The 12,002-nt window shown below is 39.7% G+C and carries 8 protein-coding genes; 2 read left to right on the top strand and 6 right to left on the bottom strand.

From position 1 onward, the window contains the following. Positions 1 to 401 precede the first annotated feature (401 nt). From AC2SLT_RS05735 to ahcY, 3 genes are all read right to left on the bottom strand, one after another. Positions 402 to 1,316 (bottom strand): 16S rRNA (uracil(1498)-N(3))-methyltransferase, encoded by a 915-nt coding sequence (locus AC2SLT_RS05735; RefSeq protein WP_486546680.1) that lies wholly within the window; start codon positions 1,314 to 1,316, stop codon positions 402 to 404. Positions 1,317 to 1,319: 3 nt separating this feature from the next. Next, positions 1,320 to 2,195: a methylenetetrahydrofolate reductase gene (locus AC2SLT_RS05730; RefSeq protein WP_486546679.1), complete on the bottom strand. Its 876-nt coding sequence runs from the start codon at positions 2,193 to 2,195 to the stop codon at positions 1,320 to 1,322. 363 nt (positions 2,196 to 2,558) lie between these two features. Then, positions 2,559 to 3,956: an adenosylhomocysteinase gene (ahcY, locus tag AC2SLT_RS05725; protein WP_486546822.1), complete on the bottom strand. Its 1,398-nt coding sequence runs from the start codon at positions 3,954 to 3,956 to the stop codon at positions 2,559 to 2,561. Positions 3,957 to 4,754: 798 nt separating this feature from the next. Here ahcY and AC2SLT_RS05720 point away from each other — a divergent pair. Beyond that, positions 4,755 to 5,591, top strand: coding sequence for a hypothetical protein (locus AC2SLT_RS05720; RefSeq protein WP_486546678.1), 837 nt, complete (start codon positions 4,755 to 4,757; stop codon positions 5,589 to 5,591). Between the two features lie 152 nt (positions 5,592 to 5,743). Here AC2SLT_RS05720 and AC2SLT_RS05715 read toward each other — a convergent pair whose 3' ends face one another. The 3 genes from AC2SLT_RS05715 to AC2SLT_RS05705 all read right to left on the bottom strand — a co-directional run bounded on the left by AC2SLT_RS05715 (position 5,744) and on the right by AC2SLT_RS05705 (position 8,422). Beyond that, positions 5,744 to 6,622 (bottom strand): 4'-phosphopantetheinyl transferase family protein, encoded by an 879-nt coding sequence (locus AC2SLT_RS05715; protein ID WP_486546677.1) that lies wholly within the window; start codon positions 6,620 to 6,622, stop codon positions 5,744 to 5,746. 154 nt (positions 6,623 to 6,776) lie between these two features. Next, positions 6,777 to 7,289 (bottom strand): peptidoglycan-associated lipoprotein Pal, encoded by a 513-nt coding sequence (gene pal / locus AC2SLT_RS05710; protein ID WP_486546676.1) that lies wholly within the window; start codon positions 7,287 to 7,289, stop codon positions 6,777 to 6,779. A 374-nt stretch (positions 7,290 to 7,663) separates the two neighbouring features. Next, positions 7,664 to 8,422: a DUF6231 family protein gene (locus AC2SLT_RS05705; RefSeq protein ID WP_486546675.1), complete on the bottom strand. Its 759-nt coding sequence runs from the start codon at positions 8,420 to 8,422 to the stop codon at positions 7,664 to 7,666. Between the two features lie 634 nt (positions 8,423 to 9,056). On the opposite strand from AC2SLT_RS05705, the gene pepN reads away from it, so the two are divergent. Then, complete coding sequence (gene pepN / locus AC2SLT_RS05700; protein WP_486546674.1) at positions 9,057 to 11,774, top strand: aminopeptidase N; 2,718 nt, start codon at positions 9,057 to 9,059, stop codon at positions 11,772 to 11,774. Positions 11,775 to 12,002: the final 228 nt, after the last annotated feature.

The raw sequence follows: 12,002 nt of genomic DNA, 5'->3' as shown, positions 1-12,002 counted from the left end.
ATTGACTTTAAAATGAGGCAGGGTCAAGGAGCAACAGTAACACTTGTCTTGAAAGCAGTGAACGGCAATATCATACCTTTTCTCAAAATAACCTATCCTTATTAGGCTCAGTTAAGCTTATTAAAGCTACTATGGTGAGCAGTTGTATTTGCTTTTATGAATAGGTTAATTTATAGATTTGGTATACAAAGGAATGAAAACGTTAAAACTCATTTAAAATATTGCTGTCACTGTAAATTCAACGACTTAAAAGATAGAGTGTCAGCCGTTAATTTACAAGCACTTGCAGAGACTTATGGGTCACAAAAAGGATATTGAAATAAGAAAGTCCATATATTCAGGGTTTTAATCAAAAGGTCGGATAACGGATTTTAAATTGCAGGTTAATTATTGTAGATTAATTAAAGTGAGTGGACGTATGAGCTGATGTAAAGGAGGGTAGACAGGGCAACGACTGGAGCCGTTTCAGTACGCAGGATTCGGGATCCCAATTGCCAAGGTAGATAGCCACTGCTACGGGCTTGTTTATATTCAGCTTCAGAAAGCCCGCCTTCAGCACCTATCAAGATATCAAAACGAGGTGTGTTGTCCTCATTGTTAGCGTCAGTAAATTGTTCACGTATCCTTTGGTCAACATTTAAGACTGCCTGTTCATCTTGACTAGGTACAGCCAATACGAGCGCTAGGGGAGGCTGGTTAAAATAAACGTGGTAAAAGGGGGACACCGTAAGATGAAGCACGCTGTCATGCACCTCACCAATTTGCTGTTGTAACCAACTTTCAATAGGTAGTGGTGACAAGATAAGCGGTGGCCGATTAAGCCCACATTGTTCGCAAGCTGAGATTGCAACTTGTTGCCAATGGTTCAGCTTTTTATCGACTTGATTTGCCTTTAGTTTGACCTCTCCATACTGACTTGTGAGTAGCTGTATGACAGTGGCGCCCAACTCAGTTGCCTTTTGAATGGCAAAGTCCATTCTATCACCGCGGCTCATAACAATGGCAATCGTACTAAAATAGAACGGGGCGTTGTCATCATCATAATGGGAGAGTATACGAGCAGTTGCGGATTTTTTATCAATGGTCTCAAGCTCCACAACTGAATACCCACCCAGACCATCAAAGATCACACTTTGATCTCCTATTCTGGCTCTAAGTACCCGGCACCAATGGTGATACACTTCATCTGGTAACGTTATAAGCGTTTCAGGGTCAACTTGGTGTAAAGCGACTGGCGTGTTATCAGGCGTATTATAATGTGCTAAGCCGCTTTTATTATCGTTAGTGAATTGAGCATTATAGAAGAAGCGCCGCATAGACTAGCCCTTAGCATTGGCAATAGGAGAAGCAGTCGCTAAGCCTAAAGATTCAACCAGACGTTTGTTTGGCTCAATACGGTTCATACTGTAGAAGTGTAAAGCTGGCACGCCTTCGTCCATTAGTATTTCACAAAGACGATGGACAACCTCAAATCCAAACTCTCGAATGGCTTTACGATCATCTCCGAAGTCAGCCAACTGCTTACGGATATAACGAGGGATATCAGCTCCACAACTGTCAGCAAAGCGTACGAGATTTGTGGCGTTAATGATAGGCATAATACCCGCAACGAGTCTATGCTTAGTTGTATCGACACCGCGTTTCTCTAAAGCATCACGCAAATACAAATAGCTTTCGGCATTATAGAAAAATTGGGTAATGGCTGAGTTGGCACCTGCTTCAAACTTGTTGATTAGATTTTGAATATCAAATTCAAAACTTTTTGCCTGCGGATGCATCTCAGGGTAGGCAGCTACTTCGATGTGAAAGTGGTCACCAGAATGCTCTCTAATAAAGCGAACCAAGTCCAAAGCAAATGGTAACTCTCCCATACCAACTTGTCCTGAAGGTAGATCACCACGCAAGGCAACAATACGATTGATGCCAGATGCTTTGTAGCGATCCAGAAGTTCGCCAATTTCCGCCTTATCATCACCAATACACGAGATATGAGGGGCAATCGGCGTGGCTGAACGTTGTTGTAACGTCTCAACGATACCTAGGGTGCGCGCCCGTGTCGTGCCTCCAGCGCCATAGGTCACTGAGAAATAACTGGGCGCTAATTCATTAAGCGTATCAAATGTTTGACACAGCTTTTGTACCCCTTCCTCAGTTTTGGTAGGAAAAAATTCAAACGAGAATTTTGGTTTGTTCATGTTCTATCCTATAAGCGAATATGGGTCAGGCTATCTATTGACTTTTATAGTCAACAATTAACCGACTAAGCGAGACGCATTATGTGCTGCCCAAATGGATAATTTGAGACATTAAGTGTTATTTAAGATAAGTGTGAGTTAAGGGTAAAAGATAAGCTCACACTTTTACACCAAATCTAAAATTAATCTATCGTGAATTTTGCTTACCAAGAAATTAACCTATCCTGCAAGGCTAGGGCAGACAATGCGAGAGCAAACGCTACAAAAAGTAGTTGTAGTGAGCCTAACCGAATCTAACTAGGTCTTAAAAGGATAGGTTAATTTCAAGAACAGGTTTAAGTATAAACGCTTAAACGAACGGGCCTAATATTTATAAGCGTCAGGTTTAAATGGCCCTTCGACCGGTACACCTATATAGTCCGCTTGCTCTGGCGTCAATTTAGTCATAACACCATTAAAGCCCATTACCATAGCAGCAGCGACTTCTTCATCAAGCTTTTTAGGAAGAACACGAACATATAAGTTTTCAGAGCGTTGATCGACAGGCAATTCAGAGAATTTTTGCTCATGCAAATACATCTGTGCCAATACTTGGTTAGCAAATGAGCCGTCCATGATACGTGATGGGTGACCCGTGGCATTACCTAGGTTAACCAATCGACCTTCTGCTAATAAGATGAGATAATCATCTTCATTTTCTGAGCGATAAACTTGATGAACTTGCGGTTTAATCTCAACCCAATTCCAATTATCCCGCATAAACTGAGTATCAATCTCAGTATCGAAGTGACCAATATTACAGACCACAGCACCAGATTTCAAAGCGGCAAGCATGTGTTTATCGCACACATGATAGTTACCTGTCGTCGTGACGATTAAATCTGTATCTTGCAACAAACGAGTATTGATACTATCAGCCGAATTGGTATTGTTGCCATCTATATAAGGAGAAACCAACTCATAGCCATCCATACAGGCCTGCATAGCACAAATGGGGTCGACTTCCGACACACGGACGATCATTCCTTCTTGACGCAAGCTTTGTGCAGAACCTTTACCAACATCACCATAGCCGATGACCAACGCTCGTCTGCCGGCAAGAAGCATGTCAGTGCCGCGCTTAATGGCATCATTTAAGCTATGACGGCAACCATACTTATTGTCATTTTTTGACTTAGTCACGGCATCATTGACATTGATAGCAGGAACTTTAAGAGTTCCTTTGTTCAACATATCGATCAAGCGATGGACGCCCGTTGTGGTTTCCTCTGAGATACCATTGATAGTATCAAGCATTTGTGGATAGTCATTATGAATAAGTGCGGTTAAATCACCTCCATCATCCAAAATGAGGTTTGCATCCCATAGCTGACCGTTTTCTTCTCCACCAACAAATAGCTGCTGACGTAAGCACCACTCATACTCTTCTTCGGTTTCACCCTTCCAAGCAAATACCGGCACGCCACTTGCGGCGATTGCGGCTGCCGCATGATCTTGAGTCGAGAAGATATTACAAGATGTCCAACGTACTTCAGCCCCTAGGGCGATTAGGGTCTCAATAAGTACCGCGGTTTGAATGGTCATATGAATACAACCGAGAATTTTAGCACCTGCTAAAGGTTGCTCCGCACTATAACGCTTGCGTAACCCGATAAGAGCTGGCATTTCAGCCTCTGCCAATGAGATCTCACGACGCCCATAATCGGCTAAGCTGATATCTGCTACTTTATAGTCATTAAATGTAGACTGGTTTGAATCGATGTTAGACACTGCGTCCATCTCGAACTCCTTGATGATTAGAAAAGTTAAAGGTAAAGAAACGCAGGTGTCGTTGTTTGCCATTTAAAATCATAACTAATTATGTATCATTTAGTATTAGACATAAGCCAATATTAGACTTAAGACTATCGTTAAATAACGACACAATTCAATATAGATTCAAACTTTTAAAATTCGTCGATTAAATTCACGACTAGCGTGGTATCAATCGAAAACTAAATAATATATGATTGTGAAATATGGCTAACCGAGCCTGACAGTAATAATAAAATATAATTTGTATAATGTTATAATGACTCATTATTAACTTACTGATGCAACACCTCTCGGTTGATGAATATTGTAATTGATGTCAGCACGAATGTCATCCGTACAGTTTGGTTTAAGCGATTAATACCAAGATTTTTTCTTTTATATGCTTTAGATTAAATCGTCAATAGAATATGCTTTTTTAGAGATATATTTTACGATGTCAAGAGGCGTATAGATATATAAAGCAGTAAGGGTAATTACAAATTGTAAGCAAAGATTACAGAATACCTATCAAAATATTACTTATAGGTAGTGACTTAATTTGTAAAAAAGTGTTTAATACACATATATTGAAATGGGCAACTTTAATAGTGTCTCTTATGGATGAGCAACCCTATTTACTTTCATTTGGATTCTTTTATTTAAATATTTAAGGTATCTTATTCAAAAGTATTCGGGGTTGCTTTTTACATAGATTGCATAGAACATTAATTAAAGTTGAATACAGTTATTATCTTTGGAGATATTATGAAACTTTTAAAATTAACCGCACTTTCAGCTGCAGTATTAGGTTCTACCGTTGCTATGGCAGCACCAAATACTCAAGCTTATCAATACGATCAAAATAAAGGTGTTATTTCTAACACTGCTGGTGCTGTCACCGGTACTGCTAAAACTTTATTTGATACTGCTACTCACCCAGCAGCAGTAAGTGCTGAAATCGGTACGCTTGGTTATGGTGCTAATATCGCTTGGGGTTTAAATGAAAACACTGAGCTTCAAGCCGGTTGGTCAGGCATGGACTTTGATGATGATACTGAATTCAATTCAAACGATTCATGGATCAACTACGAAAAAGCATTGGGCGATGGTTACGAAGATTTCAAAGGTGATTTGGATTATGACGTTGATTTCAGCAACCCTTATCTTGGTGTTCAGATGCGTCCATTCGCTAATAACTTTACCGTTGGTACTGGTGTAATGGTCCCACGCAATGACTTTAACGCCAAAATGACTGCTAGAGATTCAACAGGTGGCGTTTCTCGCATTACTATCGATGATCAAGCTTATGATTTAGCTGATGGAACTACTGTTGAAATGGAAGTTGAGAATAAAAACAAACTAGCTCCATATTTAACTATTGGTTATCGCCCAAATATTAACCAAAACTGGGGTGGTTTTGTTGAAGCCGGCGCTGCTTATATGGGTAAACCTAAAGCTAATGTTGAAGTTACTGGTGGTGCAGGTGTTGTTAATGGGCCGTCTAACACTGAATTCGAACGTGCTGCTGAAAAGAACGTTCAGAATGAAGATTATTTAGAATGGTATCCAATCGTTAAAGCTGGTGTTACTTACCGCTTCTAAGTTTTGCTAATTTAGTTATATAACTATCAAAAAAAGCGACCTAATTAGGTCGCTTTTTTTGTCTAGAATATATCCTCTCTCTATAGTCGAAGCCAGCTAAAAGAGGTGCAAGGCAACCGAGCGCAAGTACTACTGCAGTAGGCTAAGCGAGGTTAACACCGTAACTCTTTAGTCTGGCTATGACTATAAAACCTAGAAGCAGTAACAAGACCCAATGACGGTAAATATAATAAGAGATCGTTGCACAGATCATCCAAACTATTTTGTTCAATTTGATCTATATAACGACAGCTAATCAATTGGTTTTTATTTGCATTGGTTTTAAGAGCAGTAGAGCTTTGATAAGACTTATACTCTTCAAATAAGGCTTTAGTAGGAGTAATACAGCTCGACTTTAATTGGTGCATTAATATAGATTTACTATCACCTCGTCTTTTTAGCATGGCTTCTTTGACCATCCACAACAGACGTTTACCAATAGCTTGGTCTTTAGCGGCTAGACTTAGTAACCATGCCATCTCATCTGCTGCAAAAAAACGATCACATACTGAGGTAGGGATGGATTTAAGTTCTAGATCAATACCCAATTTTCCTTGACGCTGAATAACGCAGGCTACTTGATTTTGGGAATGTGAAAAGCTTAGAGGATAATTAAGAGGCTTCAGTAGATAAGGGTAACTTGATTCATCCACATCAATAGACATATAAGAATCAGAACGTTTATCCTCAAACACAATCTTATTAATCATCAACGTCGCCAATTGACGTACGGCAAGCTTTTGCGGCTTATGCCGAGTCGACCGATGAGATATTGAAGGCTTATAACGTAAATAACAGGAAGGTAAATCACAGTAAGGTAAATAATTGGAATGTAAATAACTGGACGTTGAATGCGTGTACAATTGATGAAATGAGGCATGTCCCACCCAAATAAAACTATTTGGTGAGTTTAAGGGTTGTAAGTTACCCAGTCTATCAAAACCGAGCAAGCTGATGTTGTCTAATGACAGTGACAAAGTGCTATCTATCATTGATGTTTATTTCTCATTGGATTCTGCCTATATAACCCCTAGTATACAAAATAATAAACCCAGCCGTCGCTGGGTTTATTTGGTATTCAATATATAGGCTAAATTTATAAGCGATTAACCAATTTATCAAATTATACGTTAAATGATTAACCGATTAATAAGACAATTCAGCACGACGGTTTGCAGCATAAGACGCTTCGTCATTACCCATTGCGACAGGGCGTTCTTCACCATAACTAATGGTTTCTATACGAGTACCAGTCACCCCTTGCGATGCAAGGTAGTTACGAACGGCTTGTGCACGGCGCTCACCTAAAGCATGGTTATATTGATCACTGCCACGTTCATCGGTATGACCTGCGACCAGTACTCTGGCATCTGAATGGCTGCCTAAGAATGCTACTTGTTCGTTTAATATAGTAGCCGCTTCGGGACTAATGGCATCACTATCAAAGGCAAAATTGACCACACTACGGACGTTTTGCGCGTCAGCACGAACTTGATCAGAGTTATTGACTAATGGCGCAGTTTGATAAGCAGCATTGCCTGGTACTGCCAAAGGAGCCACCACAAAATCATTAGAGTTCGATTTAGTAGCACACCCTGTTGTTGCTAACAATGTAGCAGACACTAATGAAAGGGCTGTAATTTTAAAGTTTGATAGCATATGAGTTCCTCAATTTACTCAAAAAAGAAGTATATAGTATAGAGTTTAAAGCTAATAATTTTAAAGCTAATAATAATGTATACCAATGCTGAAAAATAATCTATCTTAATGAAACTTGATTCGCCTACGCTATGTAGTCGTTACTCGTTCCCTAAAATTATAAATTTTCTAAAATGGTATTATGTACTAATACTTTAAATTTAAAACATGACCATAATTTTGAACTATAAAGAATATAGCACGTTTAAGACAAAATGTTACTTTATGTAAGTAGAATAACTGTAAATTATTGTTAGAATGATGACAAAGTTTGATAATTATAACAAGCATTTTATATCAGTAGTTGAACATTGGCTACGAACTTTTTTAAGGTTTTACCAACGATACTTATCAAAGTTTTCAGGATTAGCCCAGTACTTTGCGTTTAGCCACTCTGGACGACGTTTGTAATCATATAGATTAAACTGCCAACAACTGATTTGTCTATTGGTCGTCGTTGATTCTGAATAGGACTCACTAGAAGTTTCCAGGTTATCAATGTTTAGATTATCAAACTCCAATACTGACATCTCAAAACCATAACTGTTTAACGGATAATCTGGGTGCTGGGGTGGTAAAAATATAAGACTTTGTTCAGCAAATAAATCCCGCAATTTTATGGCGATTGTCTTTAGCTGATTCCACTTAATTAATCCATCTACACCACCTGAGACAAGCAGTTCTTCAATATTAGTGTCACCAATATTAGTGTTATCAATGATAGGATCTATAAAGCATCCTAAAGTATAGCGTTTGTCAAAAGGCAATTCTACAAAATCGTCTAAACTTAATGAGACAATATCTAAGTGATTTAGGTCTGATTGAATAAATCTTGAAGCAGACTGCTTTATATAGTGATGTACCTCATTTGCGGTAGCGATATCACTAATTAATAAGATGCTATACCTCCCTGCTTCAGATTGCGATTGGGTATGACTGATTTGCGTGTTATCGGAGGTTTTATATTGACTGTCCTCGTTGTCTTCATAAGAGTTATCAGTTGACGTATCACTGAATTTTGTCGTATGTAAGTAATTAATAACGTCAATAATATGCTCTGAGATGGCTTTAAGATAATTTTCTGGTAAGGTCATATTTAAGGCTTATATAAAAAGGGGTTTAACAAGTAAATGATACCGATGTCAAAAACAAACTGACTTTATCTAACTCGCTTAATATAAAGTGAGTAATACGGTCACTTGTTTTTCTAGTAGGTTGATTTTAATAAATAGTATTACAGAATTAGGATTATAGGGGCTGTATTAACTTCGTTTATCAGAACTATTGATATAGTCATAGCCAGACTAAAGAGCTACAGTGTTAATCTCGCTAAGCCTACTACATTAGTACTTGCACTCGGTGGCTTTGTACCTTTTTTAGCTGGCTTCGACGATAGCTAAAAGTTTTCAAAAGCACATATAGCTAAACCTGAATGATAAGAGGCTTCTAAAAATCCGTGTGTTACGCTTCGCTAGACCACACGCTACAACGATTACTCAACTAAATACAGCTTCGACTATAAACAGTTTTGACTATAAATAAGCCAATAAATAAAAAGGTATTGAAATTGATACCTTAGCCCGCAAATTAAAGGTTTAAAATAGCATGAATGTCACAATATAAGAACTATCCTTTTTAACTAATTTAGATGGCTAAGTGATAAGTGAGTCTTAGCAAAAGTCTATAACACTTGATGTTCTTAATAAGAGAAAAAATAAGAGATAATATATGACAAATCTAATCAAAACCGATGCTACTGAAGACGCCATGGTCATCGACCAAGTAACACCAGATGCGCCAGCGCACAATCCTGATGAATTAGGTGACCTAAGTGTTAAAGAGCACTCTCCTGTTGAAAAAATATATCTAAAAGACTATACACCGCCGAGCTTTGCGGTTGAGAGTGTGCATTTAGACATCAAGATGTTCGACAATCATGCGACAGTTGATAGCATTTTAAACATGAAAAGAGAGCATTCAGGTGACCTTGTCTTATTTGGCCGAAATATGACGCTGATCTCTATTAGCCTGAATGATAAACAGTTAGAGCAAAGCGAGTACCAACTTGATGACTCACAGTTGGTTATCCCACAAGCCCCAGATGAAGCGGTACTAAAAATTAGTGTACGTCATGAGCCGCAAAAAAACACAGAGCTTGAAGGACTGTATATCGCAGGGGAGGGTGAAGACGCCATGTATGTCACCCAATGCGAGCCGGAAGGTTTTCGTAAGATTACCTATTATCCTGACCGTCCTGATGTGCTTTCGGTATTTACCACGCGATTGGAAGCGGATAAAAAGTTTCCAACGTTATTGGCAAATGGTGATCTGATTGAATCGGGTGACGTTGAAGGTAATGCCAGTCGTCATTATGCCATTTGGCATGACCGTAGTAAAAAGCCAAGCTACTTGTTTGCTTGCGTATTTGCAGATCTAGCGGTGCTTGAAAACAGCTATAACACCATTGAAGGTCGCGACGTTAAATTACAAATTTATGCCAAAGCCTATGATATTGACAAATGTCAGCTGGCAATGCAGGCCTTAAAAGATGCGATGCACTGGGATGAGGTTAATTATGGCCGAGCTTATGACTTAGACCGTTATATGATCGTTGCGGTTAGCCAATTTAATATGGGCGCGATGGAGAATAAAGGTCTAAATATTTTTAACACCTCATGTGTGTTATCAAGTCCAGAGACCACGACCGATGCCCGTAGCTTTAGTGTGAAAAGTATTATCGCGCATGAGTACTTCCACAACTGGACAGGGAACCGTGTGACTTGCCGGGATTGGTTTCAACTGTGTCTAAAAGAAGGGCTGACGGTATTTCGTGACCAGTCTTTCTCTGCCGATCATCAGTCGCCAGCGGTTCAGCGTATCGATGATGTTTCTATGCTCAGAGCGTATCAATTTACTGAAGATGCCGGTCCCTTAGCGCATCCGCCTCGTCCTAATAGCTTTGTAGAAATTAATAACTTCTATACCGCGACTGTGTATGAAAAAGGTGCTGAGGTTGTTCGTATGCTTGCGAATACCTTAGGTGATGAGTATCGTCAAGGCACTGATACCTATTTTGAGCGCTATGATGGGCAGGCGGTGACGGTTGAAGACTGGCTATCGGCATTAAGTGCTGAAGGAAAATCAGTTGAGCACTTTATCGATTGGTACACTCAGCCTGGCACACCTGAGGTGACAGGCTCACAACAATTTGATACCACGGCTGAAGGTAACACTGGTAGGTTAACCGTCACCTTGTCACAAAAAACACGTCAGGTTGACGGCTATGATGCCCCTAAGCCATTACCTATACCCATTGCTTCTGCCTTATTTGATAAAACGACTGGAGAGCTTATCGAAGAGCGTTTATTGATGCTTGAGTCTGAGTCTCAGCAATTTGTATTCGATAATATCAAGACCGTTGAGGGTAAGGAGCCTGTGCTGTCAGTGCTGCGAGACTTTAGTGCGCCAGTGCAGTTAAAATACGATCACTCTGAAGATGATCTAGCATTCCTACTAGCCCATGAAACCAATGGCTTTAACCAGTGGCAAAATGCACAAGCATTAGTCAACAAGATATTACTACAAGATAAAGATGCGTCCGTCTATTTAAAGGCCGTTAAAAAGGCGTTTTTAGAGTTAGCGGATGTCAATTCTGATAAGTCAGATGCCATGCTGGCCGCCCGAATTTTAGACATCCCTGCTGAACGAGAACTCGCCTCTTCTGTCAATCATAATTATCAACCACAAGCCATCAAACAAAAATGGGAAAACCTAAAAAATCAGTTGGCGCTAGTGATGGCTGATGATTGGGCAACGGTATATCAAAGTTTGCCTATCGTGGCTTATGAAGATACGCCAGAAGCTCGTGGCAAACGTGCGCTTCGCAATGTGGTACTCGATATGGCATTGACCGCAGGTATTAAAGAGGCACATGACTGGGCGCAGCAACAATATGACAATGCCCATTGTATGACGGAACGACTAGGGGCTCTAAGCGCGATTGTTAATCACAATCATCCTCAAAAAGAGCATCTATTGGCAGACTTCTATCAGCGTTTTAATAATGAAGCCTTAGTGATGGACTTATGGTTTAGTGTGCAAGCAGGCGATCAACATGCTACGCCAGATGATATTAAGGCGTTGATTGATCGTGATGATTTTGATTGGGGTACACCCAATCGAATTCGTGCCGTTGTTAGTAGCTTTGCCTCTCAGCCAACAAAGCTTTGGACGAATGAAGGCTTAGAGATCTACATCGGGGTAGTACATAAGCTAGACGCGACGAACCCTGTACTGGCATCACGCTTGCTTCAAGCCTTGTCTCGTTGGTTCACGCTTGCTGAGCCCATTCGAGATATTGCTGAGAAGCAGCTGAAACAACTTAGCACTGTTGTTAAGTCTAAAAACGTTACGGAAAGTCTACAGACTATGTTGAAGGCGGGCTAGCGCTATAAATATAAAAGTCTAGTAGTCGTTAGCCTAATGTCTACTAGACTAAAAACTGTTAAGAAAGCTTTAGATTGTATATATTCTAAGCACAATTCTGGTTTATGGATGTTTGACTATAGAACGCGCTTTATTAAATAAACCTGAATTGGGTATAATCAACCTATCAAATTTAAGGTAATAGGCACCCTTTATTGCAAAGCAATGCTTCTAACCTTGTAGACAAAT

Source organism: Psychrobacter sp. CX18, from assembly GCF_057396215.1.
Note: the sequence above shows the minus strand (reverse complement) of the source record. Positions and strands in the feature narration are given on the sequence as shown.

Coding starts and splice junctions, on each gene's coding strand:
- AC2SLT_RS05735 (WP_486546680.1), bottom strand. CDS start 1,316: ATGCGGCGCTTCTTCTATAATGCTCAATTCACTAACGATAATAAAAGC.
- AC2SLT_RS05730 (WP_486546679.1), bottom strand. CDS start 2,195: ATGAACAAACCAAAATTCTCGTTTGAATTTTTTCCTACCAAAACTGAG.
- AC2SLT_RS05720 (WP_486546678.1), top strand. CDS start 4,755: ATGAAACTTTTAAAATTAACCGCACTTTCAGCTGCAGTATTAGGTTCT.
- AC2SLT_RS05715 (WP_486546677.1), bottom strand. CDS start 6,622: ATGATAGATAGCACTTTGTCACTGTCATTAGACAACATCAGCTTGCTC.
- pal (WP_486546676.1), bottom strand. CDS start 7,289: ATGCTATCAAACTTTAAAATTACAGCCCTTTCATTAGTGTCTGCTACA.
- AC2SLT_RS05705 (WP_486546675.1), bottom strand. CDS start 8,422: ATGACCTTACCAGAAAATTATCTTAAAGCCATCTCAGAGCATATTATT.
- pepN (WP_486546674.1), top strand. CDS start 9,057: ATGACAAATCTAATCAAAACCGATGCTACTGAAGACGCCATGGTCATC.